Annotated in this window: 16 protein-coding genes and 6 tRNA genes; 10 read left to right on the top strand and 12 right to left on the bottom strand. The window is 51.5% G+C overall.

From position 1 onward, the window contains the following. Positions 1-64: 64 nt before the first annotated feature. The 3 genes from gap to ACM67E_RS10300 all read right to left on the bottom strand — a co-directional run bounded on the left by gap (position 65) and on the right by ACM67E_RS10300 (position 2,879). Positions 65-1,096 carry a type I glyceraldehyde-3-phosphate dehydrogenase gene (gene gap, locus ACM67E_RS10310; protein ID WP_416191350.1) on the bottom strand — a complete coding sequence of 344 codons (1,032 nt, stop codon included), beginning with the start codon at positions 1,094-1,096 and terminating at the stop codon, positions 65-67. A 313-nt stretch (positions 1,097-1,409) separates the two neighbouring features. Continuing rightward, on the bottom strand, positions 1,410-1,739 hold the full coding sequence (locus ACM67E_RS10305) for a hypothetical protein (RefSeq protein WP_416191349.1): 330 nt from the start codon (positions 1,737-1,739) through the stop codon (positions 1,410-1,412). A gap of 252 nt (positions 1,740-1,991) precedes the next feature. After that, positions 1,992-2,879 carry an RnfABCDGE type electron transport complex subunit B gene (locus tag ACM67E_RS10300; protein ID WP_416191348.1) on the bottom strand — a complete coding sequence of 296 codons (888 nt, stop codon included), beginning with the start codon at positions 2,877-2,879 and terminating at the stop codon, positions 1,992-1,994. A 155-nt stretch (positions 2,880-3,034) separates the two neighbouring features. Between ACM67E_RS10300 and ACM67E_RS10295 the strand changes: the two genes are divergently transcribed. Next, the gene (locus ACM67E_RS10295) at positions 3,035-3,511 is read left to right on the top strand and encodes a YchJ family protein (protein ID WP_416191347.1); all 477 of its coding nucleotides are present in this window, start codon (positions 3,035-3,037) and stop codon (positions 3,509-3,511) included. 45 nt (positions 3,512-3,556) lie between these two features. Here the strand turns inward: ACM67E_RS10295 and ACM67E_RS10290 are convergent, their stop codons facing one another. Beyond that, a complete protein-coding gene (locus ACM67E_RS10290; RefSeq protein ID WP_416191346.1) occupies positions 3,557-4,123 on the bottom strand; it encodes a hypothetical protein in 567 nt (188 codons plus the stop codon). A gap of 248 nt (positions 4,124-4,371) precedes the next feature. On the opposite strand from ACM67E_RS10290, the gene ACM67E_RS10285 reads away from it, so the two are divergent. From ACM67E_RS10285 to ACM67E_RS10255, 7 genes are all read left to right on the top strand, one after another. Further along, positions 4,372-4,447 (top strand) — tRNA-Phe (locus ACM67E_RS10285). 338 nt (positions 4,448-4,785) lie between these two features. Then, complete coding sequence (pilB, locus tag ACM67E_RS10280) at positions 4,786-6,465, top strand: type IV-A pilus assembly ATPase PilB (RefSeq protein ID WP_416191345.1); 1,680 nt, start codon at positions 4,786-4,788, stop codon at positions 6,463-6,465. A gap of 71 nt (positions 6,466-6,536) precedes the next feature. After that, the gene (locus ACM67E_RS10275; protein ID WP_416191344.1) at positions 6,537-7,778 is read left to right on the top strand and encodes a type II secretion system F family protein; all 1,242 of its coding nucleotides are present in this window, start codon (positions 6,537-6,539) and stop codon (positions 7,776-7,778) included. Position 7,779: 1 nt separating this feature from the next. Then, on the top strand, positions 7,780-8,643 hold the full coding sequence (locus ACM67E_RS10270) for a prepilin peptidase (protein ID WP_416191343.1): 864 nt from the start codon (positions 7,780-7,782) through the stop codon (positions 8,641-8,643). A 1-nt stretch (position 8,644) separates the two neighbouring features. Next, positions 8,645-9,253, top strand: a complete 609-nt coding sequence (gene coaE / locus ACM67E_RS10265; RefSeq protein WP_416191342.1) for a dephospho-CoA kinase — start codon at positions 8,645-8,647, stop codon at positions 9,251-9,253. Positions 9,254-9,255: 2 nt separating this feature from the next. Continuing rightward, a complete protein-coding gene (yacG, locus tag ACM67E_RS10260; RefSeq protein ID WP_416191341.1) occupies positions 9,256-9,441 on the top strand; it encodes a DNA gyrase inhibitor YacG in 186 nt (61 codons plus the stop codon). Between the two features lie 255 nt (positions 9,442-9,696). Next, positions 9,697-10,260, top strand: coding sequence for an OmpA family protein (locus ACM67E_RS10255; RefSeq protein WP_416191340.1), 564 nt, complete (start codon positions 9,697-9,699; stop codon positions 10,258-10,260). 199 nt (positions 10,261-10,459) lie between these two features. On the opposite strand, the gene ACM67E_RS10250 is transcribed toward ACM67E_RS10255, so the two are convergent. From ACM67E_RS10250 to ACM67E_RS10225, 6 genes are all read right to left on the bottom strand, one after another. Further along, positions 10,460-10,535: transfer RNA gene (locus ACM67E_RS10250), tRNA-Val, on the bottom strand. Between the two features lie 38 nt (positions 10,536-10,573). Next, a tRNA-Asp gene (locus ACM67E_RS10245) sits at positions 10,574-10,650 on the bottom strand. Positions 10,651-10,684: 34 nt separating this feature from the next. Beyond that, positions 10,685-10,760, bottom strand: a tRNA-Val gene (locus tag ACM67E_RS10240). A 35-nt stretch (positions 10,761-10,795) separates the two neighbouring features. Further along, a tRNA-Asp gene (locus tag ACM67E_RS10235) sits at positions 10,796-10,872 on the bottom strand. A gap of 34 nt (positions 10,873-10,906) precedes the next feature. Further along, positions 10,907-10,982: transfer RNA gene (locus ACM67E_RS10230), tRNA-Val, on the bottom strand. Between the two features lie 72 nt (positions 10,983-11,054). Beyond that, positions 11,055-13,037: a cation:proton antiporter gene (locus ACM67E_RS10225; RefSeq protein WP_416191339.1), complete on the bottom strand. Its 1,983-nt coding sequence runs from the start codon at positions 13,035-13,037 to the stop codon at positions 11,055-11,057. A 90-nt stretch (positions 13,038-13,127) separates the two neighbouring features. Between ACM67E_RS10225 and ACM67E_RS10220 the strand changes: the two genes are divergently transcribed. Next, a complete protein-coding gene (locus tag ACM67E_RS10220; RefSeq protein WP_416191338.1) occupies positions 13,128-13,457 on the top strand; it encodes a hypothetical protein in 330 nt (109 codons plus the stop codon). After that, entirely contained in the window at positions 13,454-16,750 is a 3,297-nt protein-coding gene (locus ACM67E_RS10215; protein WP_416191337.1) for a hypothetical protein, read from the top strand. Before ACM67E_RS10220 ends, ACM67E_RS10215 begins: the two co-directional genes overlap by 4 nt. 71 nt (positions 16,751-16,821) lie before the next feature. On the opposite strand, the gene fabG is transcribed toward ACM67E_RS10215, so the two are convergent. Further along, on the bottom strand, positions 16,822-17,568 hold the full coding sequence (fabG, locus tag ACM67E_RS10210) for a 3-oxoacyl-ACP reductase FabG (RefSeq protein ID WP_416192777.1): 747 nt from the start codon (positions 17,566-17,568) through the stop codon (positions 16,822-16,824). Between the two features lie 170 nt (positions 17,569-17,738). Continuing rightward, entirely contained in the window at positions 17,739-18,803 is a 1,065-nt protein-coding gene (locus tag ACM67E_RS10205) for a glycosyltransferase family 4 protein (RefSeq protein ID WP_416191336.1), read from the bottom strand. Positions 18,804-18,807: the final 4 nt, after the last annotated feature.

The raw sequence follows: 18,807 nt of genomic DNA, 5'->3' as shown, positions 1-18,807 counted from the left end.
TCTGAAAATTTTTTCAGACGGCCTTTCGCTATTTTACTCAATTCAGTTCAAAGAATAAACCAAATCAGCCGATTTCTTTCACTTCCAAATCAAACATACGCATAGCGGTGCGCAGCATTTGGCAGCTGAAGCCCCATTCGTTGTCGTACCAAGCGAATACTTTCACCATGTTGCCGTCAACGACTTTGGTCAGGGTGGCGTCGAAGTTGCTGCCTTGGGTGGTGTGGTTGAAGTCCATCGATACCAGCGGCAGGGTGTTGTAGCCCAATACGTCTTTCAGACGGCCTTGTTCCGAAGCGGCTTTCATCAATGCGTTGATTTCTTCCACGGTGGTTTCGCGCGCGGCTTGGAAGCTCAGGTCGACCAAGGAGACATTGACGGTTGGCACGCGGATGGCCAAGCCGTCGAGTTTGCCTTTCAAATCGGGCAGTACCAAGCCCACTGCTTTGGCCGCGCCGGTTTTGGTCGGAATCATGTTTTCCACGCCGCTGCGGGCGCGGCGCAGGTCTTTGTGGCGCACGTCGGTCACGGTTTGGTCGTTGGTCAGCGCGTGGATGGTGGTCATCGCGCCTTTGACGATGCCGATGCTTTCGTTCAGCACTTTGGCGATCGGTGCCAGGCAGTTGGTGGTGCAGGAGGCGTTGGAGACGACGGTCATGTCGGCGGTGAGCACGTCATCGTTCACACCGTAAACCACGGTGGCATCGACGTCGGCTTCGCCCGGTGCGGAAATCAACACTTTTTTCGCGCCTGATTCCAAATGCACGTTGGCTTTGGATTTGCTGGTAAACGCGCCGGTGCATTCCATCACCAAATCCACGTCCAAGTCTTTCCAAGGCAGCTCGGCCGGGTTGCGGGTGGAGAAGTAGGGGATTTTGTGACCGTTGATAATCAAGTGGGTGGCATCGTGATCGACATCGGCGTTGAAACGGCCGTGTACGGTATCGAATTTGGTCAGGTGGGCGTTGGTTTCCAAACTGCCGCTGGCATTGACGGCGACGATTTCGAGCCGGTCTTGCAGGTTGTAATCGTAGATGGCGCGTAATACCTGACGGCCGATGCGGCCGTAACCGTTGATGGCGACTTTAATGCCCATGGTTTGTCCTCTTGGTTGGTGTTCGGATGGGTGGGAAATTTCAGGGCGGCATTATAGCAGAATTTGTAGTGTTCTGTAATTAATATTTTATTAAATTGTGCGAAAACGAAACACTTTGATGATTGGTGATTTATAGGATTTTTATGAATTTTATTTAAAATTCAATTATTTATTTGAAATTTGAAAAAGACAGGCAATTGCGGATATTTGTCCTGAAACGAATTTTGGTGTTGATGGCTGTTACATCGGGGAACAAAATATTCCGGGCCGTCTGAAAAAACGAACCGGATATTTTCAGACGGCCCGGCAAACTTCAGCTGCGGCGCAACAGGGCGGCAATGACGCTTTGATTGTGCAAAGTGCGCTGAAACATGGCTTTGAGCGGCATGACGTCTTTGTTGGCCACCACCAGAACCGTGCGCCCGTTGTCGGGATTGATCCAGGTTTCAAACCACAAACCGCAGGCGTGTGCCGCCATCTGTACGGCGCGGGCGGTAAATTCGGGTTCGAGCGCACGTTGGAACAAGACGGGATTGCGGATGAAATAATCGCTTAAGCGGTTTTTCGACAGGGCGTAATCGGCACGGTCGCGGTCAATGGGGTAAACGGGCAGGGGAAGCCGGTTGACAAGATTCGGGCGCATGGCAGGATTCTGTAGTGGCAGGGCAAGATGCAGCCGTTTTAAATAGAAATTAAGACAAGGTGGGAGCGAGTGCCGTGTCCCGTGCATCAGGGAGGCGGCAACACTGCTTTATTGTTTTATTTTAAACGACTATAAAGCCGGGTGCTTGGTAAATTCAAAGATATGGCCGGATGGCGGCCGTAAGCGTTTGGATTTTTTCGGTTTCAAAATGTACAGGCCGTCTGAAAACATGATGTTCAGACGGCCTGTATCTTAAGGCTGTTGTGCGCGCATTTGTTTGGCTTTGCGTTTGGCGGACTTTTTCGCTTCCTGTTCGGCTTTGTATTGGCGCAGGTAAACCAGCGCGGCGGCCTTTTCTTCTTCGTTGCCGTATTTCATGTCGCGCTGGGCGCGACGCAACACGGCGCGCTGTTTGGCTTCTTCGACCTGTTTGGCTTTGAAGTCTTCGTGATTGTGTGCGGTGGCCAGTTGTGCTTGCTGCGCTTGCGCTTTGGCCATGGCTTTGGCAATCAAATCCATCGGATTGAATGCCGGTTTCGCAGCTGATTGCACCGGTTGGGCAGCTTCGCCGGCGGCTTGCAGCTTGGCTTTGGTGGCCGCTTCGCGTTCGGCCAATTTCGCTTTGCGCTCGGCGGCATCGCGCTCTTTGCGTGCTTCGTGCCATTCAAAACGGCTTTTGGCGTGTTCCGCTGCGGCAAAGCGGGCGTCGGTTTCGTGTTCGGCGCGTGCCAAGGGCAGAAAATCGCTTTCAACCGGCTGCATATCAATGCAGTCGACGGGGCAGGGGGGAACGCACAGGCCGCAGCCGGTGCATTCGTCGCGGATGACCGTGTGCATCAGTTTGTGCGCGCCCATAACCGCATCGACCGGACACGCCCGGATGCAGGCGGTGCAGCCGATGCAGGCGGCTTCGTCTATCCATGCCAAGGCTTTGGCTTGGATTTTGGCCGGTGCCAGCGGTGCTTTGCCGAGCAGGTTGGCAATGTCGAGCATCACCGCCTCTCCTCCCGGAGCGCACAAATTGACTGCTGCTCCGTCGCGGGCGAGGGCTTCGGCATAAGGCAGACAGCCTTCATAGCCGCACTCGCGGCATTGGGTTTGCGGCAACAGGCGGTTGAGGCGTTGGGCAGCGGCAGTCATGGTGTTGAAATATCAAATGGCAAAATCGAAAGGCGGTATTTTAGCAGAAAACGGGTTTTCAGACGGCCTTCCTGTCTTCTGCCATCGGATTGACGGTTTATTCTATGCTTTGATTTTGTTCTATAATTTCGTTCGTTTTTATTTGGGTGAACAGGATGTCCGATATGCAGAATTGTCCGTGTCAGCCGCAGCGTCCTTATGCCGACTGCTGCCGGCCGTTTCATGTGCAAAACAAATTTCCTGCGACCGCCGAAGAACTTATGCGTTCGCGTTACAGTGCATATGTTTTGCAAAAAATCGATTATATTGTGGAAACGACCGTCCCTTCGCAGCAGAATCTGCTTAATCAAGCCGATATGTCGGCATGGAGCCGCGAAACCGAATGGCTGGGCTTGGACGTGTTGCAGCATATGCCTAACATCGGCAAACAACACGCGCAGGTAGCGTTTACCGCCCATTTCCGCGAGGCCGGCGGTAAAACGCAGCATCATCACGAACTATCCGCTTTTGTGAAGATAAACAGCCGATGGTATTTCATTGACCCGACTGTGCCGCTGCCGGCCATGAAGCAGCCGTGTATCTGCGGTTCGGGTAAGAAATTCAAAGCCTGCTGCGGGCAGTTTTTTAAATAAAACAAGGCCGTCTGAAAATTTTTCAGACGGCCTTGCCATGATTTTTTAAGAAGCTGGGGGCTGCATGATGATTTGCAGCTGCCTGTTGATGGCTTCCGCATCCATCCATCCGGCTTGGATAAACAGCATCAGCAGAATGGAGCCGATTATTAATGTACCGATAAAATAAAGGATATAGCCCACCGCAACTTTCCATACGGACACATTGCCCATTCTCATAAAGCCGATTGCCTGCACCCAAAAAATCCACACTTGGTAAAACATAGCCGCTACCGCCAGCTGCGGTATATAAAACAGAGCGAGCATGGGGATGCTCAAGGCTTCCGACGCGAGTGTGAAGCCCCAGAGCGGCAAAGGCTGTGCACCGTTGTAATAATGTAACACGGCACGCATCGCGCGGCTCAGCACCAGCCACTTGACCACGGTCAGCAAAACGGCGAATACGATAGCGGCAGGGTGTTGGCCGAATAAAGGCGACATATTGGCTGCGTTAATCACGCCGAGTAACAATAAAACGGCAGCGATGACCGGCAGGGTGTAAAGATATTCGGCCGGCGTTTTATAACGCAGGCGCAGAATATCGAACATATCTTTTAAAAAATGATAGAGCATGGCGTGGTTTTCAATTTGGCAAACGGCAATTGTAGCTTAAAAATCCCGTTCCGATACCGAAATCGTCTGTTTCAGACGGCATTTAGGCCGGACGGCTTATAAAAATGCTCAAAATTCAGGCAAAATCGTGAAAGTTTAATCTAATATAAAACATCGGTTTAGTCTGGCTGCCTGCAAATTTCCCAAATAAGTCTTGCGTTCGAATCATGTTTTTGGTTTAATACGTATCTCGCAACGAAATACGCGACGGCCAGATAGCTCAGTTGGTAGAGCAACGGATTGAAAATCCGTGTGTCGGCGGTTCGATCCCGCCTCTGGCCACCACAAACCGCATCTGCGGTTATTTTTTTATCTGTAGTTTTCCAAACGATTCGAGAAAGGCCGGCAGATCTCCGGCCTTTTTTGCCGGCTGCCGGTTCGAAATCGGTCATCTGTTGTGAAATAGTTTATAATTAACCAATCAACTCAAAAGCAAGTTTGAGACTGGCGCAGCTTGTTTTATAATAACAAGCTTGCATATTGAATAAGCAGCTGTATTCAGCCCGTGAACGAATACCTTTTTCAGCGATAACTCTAAAGACATCAGATTTCGGGGTATTCATCGATTCAATCAATACAAAAGGTCCGCAAAGCCGGGCTTTTAAGGAACGGAACAGGTCAAGATGAGTGTCGGGATATTGCGCGTTTTAGTGCAAAGTCAAACCATTACCAGTGCGCAGGCGGAGCAGTATCATGCCGCCATCAAAGCACATAAAGACATCATGCCGATGTTGTTTGACGACGGCGTGATTTCGCCTAGAGCGCTAGGGGAATTGGTGGCGCGAGTATTCAGCTATCCTTTGCTTGACTTGCGCTATTATCCGCGCACGCATGTTTTGACGGATATTTTGACCGAAGAGCAAATGGTCAGTAACGGTTGCGTGCCGATTTTCCGCCGTGGCCGAAAGGTTTATTTGGCGGTTTCTGATCCTACGCAGATTCAGAATTTCCAAAAAATCACGTTTGCATCAGGATTCTCGGTCGATTTGGTGGTTGTACCGCATGATCAGCTGAGTTCATTGTTGGAGTGGATCGGTCAGCGTTCGACTACTATTCTGAAAGAGATCAGCCAAGAGCAGGAGTCTTCCCAGCCTGCCCAAGCCTTATATATTGATAATGAAGAGGCGGAAGACGGGCCGATTCCGCGTTTTATCCACAAAACGCTGTCTGATGCGCTGAATGCCGGCGCATCGGATATTCATTTTGAGTTTTATGAGCAAATGGCGCGTGTGCGTTTCCGTGTCGACGGCCAGTTGCGCGAAGTGGTGCAGCCGCCGGTTGCGGTGAGGGGACAGCTCGCATCGCGTATTAAAGTAATGGCGCGTTTGGATATTTCCGAGAAACGCGTACCGCAGGACGGCCGTATTCAGATTGCTTTCCACAAGCACGGCCGCCCGATTGACTTCCGTGTAAGCACCCTGCCGACTTTGTTTGGTGAGAAAGTGGTGATGCGTATCCTGAATTCGGATGCGGCATCTTTGAATATCGACCAATTGGGCTTTGAGCCGTTTCAAAAAGAAATGCTGCTTGAAGCCATTCACCGTCCTTACGGAATGGTATTGGTAACAGGTCCCACCGGTTCGGGTAAAACGGTTTCTCTCTATACCTGTCTGAATATTTTGAATACCGAGGATGTGAATATTTCCACGGCGGAAGACCCTGCCGAGATTAACCTGCCCGGCATCAATCAGGTTAACGTGAACGACAAACAGGGTCTGACGTTTGCAGCAGCCTTGAAATCATTCCTGCGTCAGGATCCCGACATCATCATGGTGGGCGAGATTCGCGACTTGGAAACTGCCGATATTGCCATCAAGGCTGCGCAAACCGGTCATATGGTGTTCTCTACGCTGCATACCAATAATGCGCCGGCAACCTTGTCGCGTATGCTGAATATGGGCGTGGCGCCGTTTAATATTGCCAGTTCGGTAAGCTTGATTATGGCGCAGCGTCTTTTGCGCCGTCTTTGCCCGAACTGCAAGAAACCGGTCGAGCGCCCTCCGGTTCCTGCGTTGAAAAAAGCCGGTTTTACTGATGAAGATTTGGCAGGTAATTGGCAGATGTATCGTCCGGTAGGGTGTGACAGTTGCCGTGGCAAAGGCTTTAAGGGCCGTGTCGGTGTGTATGAAGTGATGCCGATTACCGAAGAAATGCAACGCGTCATTATGAATAACGGTACTGAAGTAGACATCGAAAATATGGCATATCAGGAAGGTATGGTTGATTTGCGCCGTGCAGGTTTGTTGAAAGTGATGCAGGGATTGACTTCGCTGGAAGAAGTGACGGCCAATACCAACGACTAATCAGAAATGGGTGATACGAGGGGAAATTGTATTGCTCATTCTTTATCTATTTGGAACACAAGGGGTATCTCATGGCTCAAGCAGAGCAGAAAAAGGGTATGTTCGCCCAAAAGAGCAAAGGTAAACGTTTTACATTCGAAGGTAAAAATACCAATACCGATCAAATCGTCCGTGGCGAAGTGGTCGCAAAAGACGAAGAAGAGGCGCGTAAAAAGCTTCAGCGCCGTGGAATCCGTCCGCTGCGTATCAGTAAAGTCAAAGCCGTGCGCAAACGCCGTATTACGCAGGAAGACATTACTGTATTCACCCGGCAACTGGCTACCATGATGAAAGCCGGACTGCCTTTAATGCAGGCTTTTGAAATTGTGGCACGCGGCCATTCCAATCCTTCTATGACTCAAATGCTGATGCAAATCCGTGCAGATGTCGAGCAAGGTAGTGCATTGGGTCAATCATTCGCCAAGCACCCTAAATATTTCGACCGTTTTTACTGTAATTTGGTTTCTGCAGGCGAAGCCGGCGGTGTATTGGAAGGGTTGCTGGACAAATTGGCTGTTTATAAAGAGAAAACTCAAGCCATTAAGAAAAAAGTCAAAACTGCGCTGACCTATCCGATTTCGATTGTTGTGGTGGCCGTAGTGTTGATGTTTGTGATGATGATGTTTGTACTTCCTGCTTTTAAGGAGGTATATAGCGGTATGGGGGCCGAACTGCCTTGGTTGACGCAAGTGGTCATGAATATTTCCGATTTATTCGTTGCTTACGGTTGGATCATGATCATTGGTTTGATTCTGATTATTTTCGGCCTTTATAAATTGCATCAGAAATCACCTGCTTTCCAAAAGCGTATTGACGCAATGATGCTGAAACTGCCGATTTTCGGTGCGATTGTAAGAAAAGCGACTATTGCCCGCTGGTCGCGCACGACTTCTACCTTATTCGCCGCAGGTGTGCCGCTGGTAGAAGTGCTGGAATCGGTTGCAGGAGCTTCGGGTAACATCCTTTATGAAGAAGCCACACAAGACATCCGTGCCAAAGTTACTCAAGGTTTGTCGCTGACTTCCAGCATGCAGACGACCGAACTCTTCCCCAATATGGTTATCCAGATGGCCGCTATCGGTGAAGAATCCGGTTCTTTGGATGACATGCTGAATAAAGCCGCAGAGTTCTACGAAGATGAAGTCGACAATGCCGTTGCCCAATTATCGTCATTGATGGAGCCGATTATCATGGTGGTGTTGGGTTCGTTAATCGGTGTCTTATTGGTGGCTATGTATCTGCCGTTGTTCAACTTGGGTAACGTGGTAGGCTGATATGCTGGAAATTTGGAATGCCTTGGTTCCGTTTGTTGTGCCGTTATCCGTTGTTGCAGGTTTATTGATCGGCAGTTTTCTGAATGTGGTCATTTACCGTGTTCCGGTAATGATGGAGCGCGGCTGGACGCAGTTTGCCAAAGAACATTTAAATTTGGAATTGACTGCGGAAGAGCAAGCCCCGTTCACTTTATCCAAACCCGATTCGCGCTGCCCGAAATGTCACGCTCCTGTGAAAGCCTGGCAGAATATTCCGATTGTGAGTTATTTACTGTTGGGCGGTAAATGCGGTTCATGTAAAACACCCATCAGCATCCGCTATCCTTTGGTCGAATTACTCACCGGCGTGTTATTCGGTATCGTGGCGTGGCAATACGGCTGGTCGTGGCTTACATTCGGCGGGTTGGTTTTTACCGCCATGCTGGTCGCACTGACCTTTATCGACTACGATACCCAATACCTGCCCGACTCTTTGACGCTGCCGCTGGTGTGGTTGGGCTTGCTGTATAACTTGAACGGTGCGTTTACGACACTGCAGTCGGCGGTATTGGGCGCAGTTTGCGGTTATATGAGTTTGTGGTTGCTGTGTTACGTCTATAAACTGTTAACCGGTAAAATCGGCATGGGCGGCGGCGACTTTAAATTATTGGCCGCACTGGGCGCATGGCTGGGCGTCGGTGTATTGCCGGTATTGGTGTTCACGGCGGCCTTGATCGGCATTGTCGGTGCGCTCATATCACGCGTCGGCAAAGGGCAGCAGTTTGCATTCGGTCCGAGTTTGGCCGTGGCAGGGTGGATTATTTTTATCGCCAACCAGCCGATTCATGAGTTGATTCAATGGTGGTTGGGCAAATCAGGATTTTAAGATGACGGTTTGGATCGGATTGACCGGCGGTATCGGCAGCGGCAAATCGCAGGCAGCTGCCGAATTTGTCAAACTCGGGGTGCCGCATATCGATGCCGATGCTCTCAGCCGCTGCCTGACGGCGGACAACGGCAAAGCCTTGCCGACCATCCGTGAGACCATCGGCGCGCATGTATTTGATGACAAAGGCCGTCTGAACCGCACAGCTTTACGCGAAGAAGTGTTCAGACGGCCTCAAATCAAAGCCATTCTGGAATCCATTATGTTTCCGTTGATACTGGAAGAAATACGCCTGCAACAAGCGCAATATCCGGATGCAATTTACGGTATTATCGATGTTCCGCTTTTGGTGGAAAATCCGCCGTTTCTTGCATTGGTACAACGGGTATTGGTGGTTGATGCGGATGAATCTACCCAAATCGAACGCGTCAAACAGCGCAGCGGATTAAGCGAGGAAGAAATCCGTCGCATTATCCGGAGTCAAATATCGTGCCGTGAACGTTTGCTTTATGCTGATGACGTGATCAAAAACGAAGGCAGTTTGACCGAACTTGCTGAGAAAATCCAACGTCTGCACCGTTATTACATTCATACCCTCAAGGCCGTCTGAAAATGAACAAAACTGTGACTACCGTAAAATGTCCGACCTGCCAAACGCCGGTTGTTTGGGGTGAAGGCAGCCGATACCGTCCGTTTTGCAGTCAACGTTGCAAGTTGATTGATTTGGGTGAGTGGGCAGAAGAACGTTATGTCGTTGAAGCAGTGGAAGACGACAGGTTGTCGGATTTATTGAAATAGTTATGAATACTTAAAAAACAAATACGGCAAGATCGCCACAAGTTGAGACTTTTATAAAATTCTATTCAAAATCAAAAAAAGTGTAAGCAATGCGAGGATTTTTACATCTTCCCTCCCCTATCTCAATCATGCTGAACTTTTGGTGTTTTTTTGTAGTAAATAGACACAGATGGTGAAGTTAGGGTGCAAATGCTGCTTTTTCAGTATAATGGGGCTGAATTGATTTTTGTATTCCAATGAATTGAGGAAGAGACAATGTCTGACCATGACAACCACAAAGAACAACGGATAGGTTTATGGGTTGCCGGGTGTGCTGCTGCTTTGGCGACGTTGGTGACGCTGTTTTTATCGGTATGGGGTTGGGAAGCCGGGAAAATAGAAGGATCACCTAATTATGGGCGATCGGCAGCTGTTGTGCATGAGCATGGTGTAGACTTGGCTGCTTCGGATTCGGCTCTGATGACAGATGAGCAAGTTATTGCTGATGATGCTGCTACCGTATTGGTAGAAAACGGTATTGTGAAGTTTTATTTTGCCAGTGGTAAGGCGGACTTGGCGCAAGGTGCGGAAGAGGCTTTGAAAGACGTGTTAGCCGGGGTAAAAGACGGTAAGAAAGCCATTGTGTCGGGTTTTCATGATTCTACCGGCAATCAGGCATTAAACGAGGAGTTATCCAAGCAGCGTGCATTGGCGGTAAAAAACGCTTTGATGGGTTTGGGGGTGATGGAAGAGCAGATTGAATTGCGGAAACCTGTAGATGCTGAAGCAGGTCAAGGCAATGATGCCGAAGCACGCCGTGTTGAAGTGGTCTTGGAGTAAAACTGGTTACTTGAAGTGATTTAGAGAGACCGTCTGAAAGGTTTCAGACGGCATTTTTGATAAGTTGATGGTCAATAGTATCGATTAAGTTTGCTTGAAATTGAATAAGACGATGTGTTTAATTTGTTGTCTGAATATTTGATTAAACTTGTTTGGGGAAGTGAATAAAGCCTTATGCATGGCATAAGGCTTTATGATTTGGTGGGTTATGACGGAGTCGAACCGCCGACATTCTGCTTGTAAGGCAGACGCTCTACCAACTGAGCTAATCACCCGTATGGAAAAAGCACCGAAATTCGGTGCTTTTCAATTTTGGCGCGGCGGACGGGGCTCGAACCCGCGACCCCCGGCGTGACAGGCCGGTACTCTAACCAACTGAGCTACCACCGCGCAAGTTAGCGCATTGCTGCGATAACGGGAAACTTGGTGGGTGATGACGGAGTCGAACCGCCGACATTCTGCTTGTAAGGCAGACGCTCTACCAACTGAGCTAATCACCCGAAGTGATATTAAAACTTCAATATCCTGAAAGGTTTGGCGCGGCGGACGGGGCTCGAACCCGCGACCCCCGGCGTGACAGGCCGGTACTCTAACCAACTGAGCTACCACCGCGCAAGTTAGCGCATTGCTGCGATAACGGGAAACTTGGTGGGTGATGACGGAGTCGAACCGCCGACATTCTGCTTGTAAGGCAGACGCTCTACCAACTGAGCTAATCACCCGTTGACGCAAAACTGCGAAGACGCTATTAAATCAAAAATCGGTATTTTACGCAAGTTTTATTTTTGCATAATTCAAGAATTCCCCTGCAAGCTCCAGTTTTCAAAGGAAATAATTTTGTCTTTTGCCCCTGCGACAACCAAAATGTCACCTGAAGCCAATTTAAAGCCGGGGTCGAATTTTTCGATTCGGCTGGTATTGCGGCGGACAAACAGTAATTTGATACCCAAGTCCGATAAAGGCAAATCGTGAACCGCCCGCCCGACGGCATGGGCTTCGCCGGCCAATGGGAACGCATGGCGGCAGATATGGCGGTATTCTTCGGAAAAAGTGGTTTCGTCATCGCTGCCGACAAATAAATCTTCCAAAAAAGCGTAACCGCTGCGGCGGATGTTCATGATGGTTTGGTGGACGTGGCTGTAAGGGGAACCGTTGGCAAGCATGGCGTAGCTGGCTAATGCCAAGCTGGTTTCTTTGGTATCGGAAACGGCTTCTTCTACACCCATTTCGGTCAGGTTTTTGACGTAATCATCGTCGATTGCGCGCGCGTAAACGGGCATGGTCGGGTGCAGGGAGAGGATGTTGTTGACGACGTGTTTGGCTTCTGCCATGTTGTTGAGCGTCAACACCACCATCTTAGCGCGCCCCAATCCTGCTGCTTCCAATACTTCGCGGCGTTTGGCATCGCCGAATGCGACGGGTTCGCCTGCGCTGCGTGCGACTTGGATGCGTTCGGCATCAAGGTCGAGGGCGAAATAGGGGATGTTTTCCTGCGCCAGAATCCGGCCGATGGTTTGACCGCCCCGTCCGAAGCCGATGATCAGTACATGGTCTGATTTGCTCATGGTTTCAACCAGCATATTGTGCAGGTCGAGGGCTTTCATGTCCCAGTCGGACTTGATGAAGCGGTTGATGATTTTATCGCTGCCGCCCAATAAGAACGGGGCGATGATCATCGATAACAATACGGCAGCCGTCGCTGCTTGCTCCAATTCGGGCGAAACCATGTTGATTTTGCTGGAAATGGCGAGCATGACGAAGCCGAACTCACCGCCTTGCGCCAGATAGAGCGCGGCTTTCATGCTGTCGCCGGCGGGATGTTTCATGCGGAAGGCAATCAGGAAGACAATCAATGCTTTCAGGAAAACCAACATGGCGAGCAAGATCAGAATCATCTGCCAATTGTGTACCAAAGCCTGAATATCCAGCTTCATGCCGACGGTAATAAAGAAGAAGCCGAGCAGAATATCGCGGAAAGGACGGATGTCGTCTTCCACTTGGAAACGGTATTCGGTTTCCGACAGCAGCATCCCGGCCACAAACGCGCCTAAAGCCAGCGACAAGCCTTCCAGTTCGGTCAGGTAGGCCACGCCGAGCGTTACCAGCAAAACGTTAATCATGAACAACTCAGACGACTTGCGCTTGGCCACCATACGGAACCACGGCGACATGATTTTGTTGCCGACAAAAAACAGCACGCCCAGCGTGACAATCATTTTCAACGCAGCCCAGCCCAGCTCCGCCCACAAATTGCCTTCGCTGCCGCCCGCCAGTGCCGGAATCAGAATCATCAGCGGCACCACCGCAATATCCTGCATCAGCAATACGCCCATCGACATTTGACCGTGTGGCTGACCGAGTTCGGTTTTCTCCGACAGAATGCGGCTGACAATCGCGGTGGAAGACATTGCCAATGCGCCGCCGACGGCAAACGCCCAGTTAAACGGCGTGCCCATCAGCATCAAAATGCCCATAATCGCCAACATGCTGATAACGACCTGCAGACCGCCCAAGCCGAACACTAGCTTTTTCATGGCCTTGAGTTTCGGCAATGAAAATTCCAAACCGATGCTGAACATCAGAAACACAATCCCGATTTCGCCCAGATAATCCGTGGCATGGCTTTTCGGAATCAGGCTGAACACCCCCGGACCGGCGATAAAGCCGACCAAAAGATAACCGAGCATGGAAGGAATGTTGAATTTTCGGCAATAGATGACGGTAATGACCGAAACCAGCAGAACGAGAACAACGTGGGCGAGGGAAAATTCGTGCATAAAGAACAGTGGCCTTGTTTTGTTATGGAACGATAAATTATTGTCGGCAAGGCCGTCTGAAAAAATCTTAGCGGAAACAGGCGGGGATTTATGCAAACGGCGGGATGGAATTATAGCAAAAAACGGCCGGGTTTATGGCTTCTTGGCGGCAGGCCGTCTGAAAAACGTGTTGGGAAACAATTGATTGATGCCGGGATTTTTCAGACGGCCTTTAGAAGCGGAAAGCATGGACGGGTGCCTACAAACAACAGATATGCCGTTATGTTATCCATTCTGAAAACAAATGCTTCCCCGAAACCCGTCAGGAAATTTATTTTAAATATGCATAAATTCTGTAAAAATCCGATTCACATAAAAAACGGGAAGACGTTTTATAACAAAGACATATTTTTATATCTGTATTTTTGGAGAACACTGTGAACCATCAGAAACATGCGGAAGACGCAGTCATCGTACAGGGTACGCGCCGTAATGACGTATTGTTCGGCAGCCTCGGCCAAACCGTATTTTACGGCAAAGAAGGCGACGATATTTTTTACGTGCGGACACGCGAAGACCAAATTATCGAAGAAGCCGGCCAAGGCAACGATAGCGTTATCAGCAGCACGACCTATACCTTGCCGACCCATGTCGAAAACCTGACCCTGACCGGTACGGACAATATTTTCGGCTTCGGCAACAACAGCGACAACCTCCTGACCGGCAACAGCGGCAGCAACCGCTTGAGCGGCGGACGCGGCAAAGACGTGCTTTACGGCATGGACGGCAACGACCTGCTGTTGGGCGGCGACGGCGACGATATGCTTTACGGCGGCAACGGCAGCGATACGTTGCGCGGCGATGCCGGTAACGACACGCTTGAGGGCGGCAGCGGCAACGACCGTTTGGAAGGCGGAAGCGGTGCCGACCGCATGATCGGCGGCACGGGCGACGACGTCTATATCGTCGATGATAAGGGCGATACCGTGATTGAAGAAGCGGGTGGCGGTAACGACCATATCCACAGCAGCATAACCTATACCGCGCCAACCCATGTCGAAAACCTGACCCTGACCGGCACGGACAATATTTTCGGCTTCGGCAACAACAGCGACAACCTCCTGACTGGCAACAGCGGCAATAACCGCTTGAGCGGCGGACGCGGTAAAGACGTGCTTCACGGCATGGACGGCAACGACCTGCTGCTGGGCGGCGACGGCGACGATATGCTTTTCGGCGGCAACGGCAGCGATACGTTGCGCGGTGATGCCGGTAACGACACGCTTGACGGCGGCAGCGGCAATGATGTGCTGGAAGGCGGTAAGGGGCGCGACACCTATATTTTCGGCAGAGGCTACGGCCACAATACCGTTCACGATTCAGACGGCCTCAGTACCATCCGTTTTGGCGAAGGAATCCGCACCGGAGATGTCGGCATTACCGTGAAAAGCGACGCATGGGTACTGATGCTGAAAGACAGCAGCGATACGCTGACGGTCAATATTCCCGACGGACAGACCGTCAATGATGCCGTGGCCGCATTCGAGTTTTCAGACGGCAGCCGTTTTGAGCCGTACCGGCTTTTGGCCGAAAGCGTGCTGATGCCGTCTGAAAACGAACAGTTGACGCGCATCGCCTTTAAAGACGGCCGTGTTGCGGGCATCGTCAGCGAGAAAGACCAAGATTTTCAGACGGACTCGCTGAAATATACCGAAGCAAAACAGCCTTATGCACGCTATCCGCTGACACAGGCGGAAATTGCGGCGGCGCAGAAAGCCATTGCGAATAACGGCGGGGTAAGCGAAAGGGCGGTCAAGGCGGCGTTTAAGGATACGGATGGCGACGGCCTGATTGATGCCGCAGATTCTTACCCGCATTACTGGAACGTTTCCGACCGCGATTTGCGGATGTTTGCGACTGTGGCTTATGCCACGGAAGACAAAGTGTCCTTGCAACGTGCTTTCAGCGGTCGGTACGGAAGCAATCTGACCATTGATTCGGTCAAAGCGGATTTCAACGGCCAAGTGGACATCAGCGAATATCAGGGCCGTTGGGACGTTTTGGAAGTAGTCAACAAAGGTGAATGGTTTGGCAGCGGTTTGGATTACGTCATTTTCGGCAATGGCAAACAAACCGACGGCTCTTATCAAAATGTTGTGGTGGCATTCCGCGGTACAAAAGCCCTGCAAGACGCAACCGCCGGATTAAAGCTTGCTCAAGGAGACACGCCTACGCAAGCCAAAGAAATGAATGAAATCATCAGTAAGCTGGAGCAATATAACCCTGACCACATTTATTCGACGGGACATTCCTTAGGCGGTTATCTGGCGCAGTATTTTGCTGCCTATACGGTACAAAATTCCACGTTTAAAGATGAGTTTGTCCGCAGCGTGCTGTTTAATACGGCCAAAATTACCGCAGACAGCAGCTCGACTCCCGATTTGCACACTGCGCTGGCGCGTTCCGAACAGTTTTCACAAGAGCGGATTTATGATGCGAAATTTGCCCATCAGTCCAATCCGACTTACAAAACCAATTCTTATGTGATTAATGGGGAATGGTTAAGCAGCGGAGATGTTCCCAAAGCATATCAGGCCGTTGCTACCGTAGCAGCAGGAGCTGCGGATGCAGTAAAAACAGCAGCTAAAGGAGGGTTCTGGGGGGCGCTGTTAGGCCTTGGTGCAACCATCCTGACAGGCGGAGCGGCCGCGCCTTTAATACTGGCAGGAGCAAAAGCCGGTGCAGCAGCAGGTGGTGCGGTAGGTGTCGTTAAAGGTACTGGAGCGGTGTTGGATTTTGATGGACTGGGTGTTTATAAAAACACTATTTTTCTGAGCAATACAGCCACAAACCAAAACGGCTGGGACAAACACGCCCTTGCCAACTTCTACGAAACCAGCACCGAAGTCCAAAAATACTTCAGCCAAGGCTACCGTGTCGACAAAGCCCTTGCCGACCAATATAAATCCCAAGCTTGGGACAGCGATGGCGACGGTTTGAACACTTATCAGGAACTGCTGCTCGGTACCAACCGTTATGCCAACGACACCGACCGCGACGGCGTTTCAGACGGCGTGGAAGCGGAGTTGGGCTACAACGTGCATTCTGATGCCGATGTGACCCGTCCGCAAACCCTGACAGCCATTGTCGAAACCCGAGATGCGCAAGGCAACGTCATCAGTGTCAAAGGCGTGGAGATGCCGTCTGAAATCGGTCAAAACGAGATTGTGTACGAGCCTTCGGGTTATGAGCGCAAGCTCGAAGCCGATGCGTTTGACTGGTCGGCCTTTGAAAACAAACCTGCCGCGCAGGGCGTGGCGGTCATCGAGGGTACGCAGGGCAACGACGTGATTGTCGGCACGCGCGGCAACGACGTGATTCGGGGCGGTTTGGGCAGCGATACGGTTATCGGCGGTCAAGGGCGCGATACCTTTGTCTTTAAGGCTGCGGATGTGAAATCGGGTACGGCGGATATTCTGCCCGACTTTAACGCATATGAAGACAAGCTCGATTTGACCGGGATGCGTCCTCTGCTCGATTACAAGGGAACGGCATTGAAACTGTCGGATTTGCTGGATAACGACGAACGTTTGTTTGATTATCCGCATTTGTCGGTGGACAGAGCCGCAGGCACGCTGGCGTATAAGGCTTCGGCGGATGACGCAGGCACGGTGTTCCTGAAAATGGACGACGACCAAATCGGCGCGCTGAATGCGGGCAATGTGCTGGTGTAATATGGTGGGAAAGCAAAGGCCGTCTGAAAACTTTTTGGTTTTCAGACGGCCTTTTTTTCATTTCTCAAACATTACGGCATCAACATGCCGCCGTTGACGTGCAGCGTTTGGCCGGTAATGTATTTTGCCTGATCGGAAGCCAGGAACAATACCGCGTCGGCGATGTCCTGCGCGTCGCCGAATTTGCCCAGCGATGTTTGCGCTTCAAACATTTTGCGCGTTTCCTCCGGTAGGGCGCGGGTCATGTCGGTGTCGATGAAGCCCGGGGCGACGCAGTTTACCGTGATGCCGCGAGAGCCGACTTCGCGCGCCATCGATTTGGCAAAACCGATTAAGCCCGCTTTGGCAGCGGCGTAGTTGGTTTGGCCGGCGTTGCCCATCACGCCGACGACGGATGTGATGTTGATGATGCGGCCGCTGCGCTGTTTCATCATGCCGCGCAACACGGCTTTACTGGCGCGGAACACGGATTTCAGGTTGACCTGCATAATCTCGTCCCACTCCTCTTCTTTCATGCGCATCAGCAGGTTGTCGCGCGTGATGCCTGCGTTGTTGACCAGAATGTCGAGTTTGCCGAACTCTTTTTCGATGTCGGCAATCAGCGTTTCGATGCTTTCCGGCTCGGCGGAATTCAAAGCGCGGCCTTGGCCGCTCCATTGCGCCAAACGCTCGCCGATGGCGGCCGCACCGCTTTCGGAGGTGGCCGTGCCGATAACGGTTGCGCCCGCAGCGGCCAAAGTGTCGGCAATCGCCGCACCGATACCGCGCGATGCGCCGGTTACCAAGGCGATTTTGCCGCTTAAATCTTGTGAACTCATCATTAATCCTTTCGGGTGAGAAAAATCGGTTTCAGACGGCCTTATACCACAAATAGGATTTTTAATCTAACTTTGGCAGCGGGGCATCGCGGATTACAGGCCGTCTGAAAGCTAAAACGGGTGCAGCGGGTTTCTGCGAAGCTAAAGTTTCAGACGGCCTTGGTTGCGTTTCAGTCGACGGCGGCCAGCATTTCCAGCAGGATGCGGATGTGGGCGGAAAGCGTCGGGTCGTAATCGAGCGCGGCAAACGGATCGGCGATTTTGTGGCAGCCCTGCAATTTGCGTTCGTGCGCTTCGGCGATGGCGGCGGCGAGGGATCCGGGGTTGCTGCGTTGGAAAAACAGGCCGGCGTTGCCGTTCATGATTTCGGTGCAGGCGATGTTGTCGGCGAACACGACCTGTGTGCCGCTCAACACGGACTCTACGCCGACCAAGCCGAAAGGTTCATACAGCGAGGCCATGACGGTAAAGTCGGCGGCGCGGTACAAATCGGGCATATTGCTGCAGAAACCCAATTCGGTAACATTTTTCATCGGACGCGGCAGCGGCGAACCGGCAACGGCCAGGCGCACGGGCAAATCGGTCTGCTCGAAAAAAGCGGCCAAAACGTCCAAGCCTTTGCGCTTGTGGCCGGTGGAAGGGAAAACAAATACGGTTTCATTGTCGCCGAAACCGAATTGATGGCGCAGTTCCGCCGTGCGTTCGGGCTGGGGAAAGTAACGTTTCGTATCGGCGGGCGGATAGACCACGCGGATTTTTTCAGACGGCACGCCGTAGTATTCGGTCAGCTCGTGCGCCATCATCGCCGAATGCGCCATGATGCTTTTTGCGGTGGCGTAGTTGGTGCGGTTGCGGCGGATGGTCAGTTTGTCCAGCAGATTGGCGCGTTGGTTCATGTGCTTGAGATAGCCCAGGTGCGTACCGCCGCAGACGAACACGTCGGCATTGTCACTGGGGTTGCAGGCGACAAGCGGCGCACTGTCGGCGCGCCTGCGGCGCACGGTGGCGAGTTGGCGGCCGAAAAAATACGGGCGCAGTTTTTTCGGTATGAATCGTTGGTTGACGTGAACGGCTTCGGCCAGCGCGTATTCGGGTACGGTGCGGTCGATTTGCGCGGCATACACGGTCGGGCGGATATTTCCGGCAGCCAGGCCGCGAACCAAATCAAAGGTGTAGCTTTCCATTCCGCCGCCGCGACGGAAGCAGTTGATGGCGATGGAGGGGTGGGGCTTCATGAAA

The sequence above is a fragment of the Neisseria sp. CCUG12390 genome (assembly GCF_047837985.1).
In the GTDB taxonomy this organism is placed as follows: domain Bacteria; phylum Pseudomonadota; class Gammaproteobacteria; order Burkholderiales; family Neisseriaceae; genus Neisseria.
This window is presented reverse-complemented; position numbering and strand designations above follow the sequence as displayed.

Bases quoted from the DNA above. Each gene is read 5' to 3' on its own strand.
- gap (WP_416191350.1), bottom strand. From the start codon at position 1,096: ATGGGCATTAAAGTCGCCATCAACGGTTACGGCCGCATCGGCCGTCAG.
- ACM67E_RS10305 (WP_416191349.1), bottom strand. From the start codon at position 1,739: ATGCGCCCGAATCTTGTCAACCGGCTTCCCCTGCCCGTTTACCCCATT.
- ACM67E_RS10300 (WP_416191348.1), bottom strand. From the start codon at position 2,879: ATGACTGCCGCTGCCCAACGCCTCAACCGCCTGTTGCCGCAAACCCAA.
- ACM67E_RS10295 (WP_416191347.1), top strand. From the start codon at position 3,035: ATGTCCGATATGCAGAATTGTCCGTGTCAGCCGCAGCGTCCTTATGCC.
- ACM67E_RS10290 (WP_416191346.1), bottom strand. From the start codon at position 4,123: ATGCTCTATCATTTTTTAAAAGATATGTTCGATATTCTGCGCCTGCGT.
- pilB (WP_416191345.1), top strand. From the start codon at position 4,786: ATGAGTGTCGGGATATTGCGCGTTTTAGTGCAAAGTCAAACCATTACC.
- ACM67E_RS10275 (WP_416191344.1), top strand. From the start codon at position 6,537: ATGGCTCAAGCAGAGCAGAAAAAGGGTATGTTCGCCCAAAAGAGCAAA.
- ACM67E_RS10270 (WP_416191343.1), top strand. From the start codon at position 7,780: ATGCTGGAAATTTGGAATGCCTTGGTTCCGTTTGTTGTGCCGTTATCC.
- coaE (WP_416191342.1), top strand. From the start codon at position 8,645: ATGACGGTTTGGATCGGATTGACCGGCGGTATCGGCAGCGGCAAATCG.
- yacG (WP_416191341.1), top strand. From the start codon at position 9,256: ATGAACAAAACTGTGACTACCGTAAAATGTCCGACCTGCCAAACGCCG.
- ACM67E_RS10255 (WP_416191340.1), top strand. From the start codon at position 9,697: ATGTCTGACCATGACAACCACAAAGAACAACGGATAGGTTTATGGGTT.
- ACM67E_RS10225 (WP_416191339.1), bottom strand. From the start codon at position 13,037: ATGCACGAATTTTCCCTCGCCCACGTTGTTCTCGTTCTGCTGGTTTCG.
- ACM67E_RS10220 (WP_416191338.1), top strand. From the start codon at position 13,128: ATGCAAACGGCGGGATGGAATTATAGCAAAAAACGGCCGGGTTTATGG.
- fabG (WP_416192777.1), bottom strand. From the start codon at position 17,568: ATGAGTTCACAAGATTTAAGCGGCAAAATCGCCTTGGTAACCGGCGCA.
- ACM67E_RS10205 (WP_416191336.1), bottom strand. From the start codon at position 18,803: ATGAAGCCCCACCCCTCCATCGCCATCAACTGCTTCCGTCGCGGCGGC.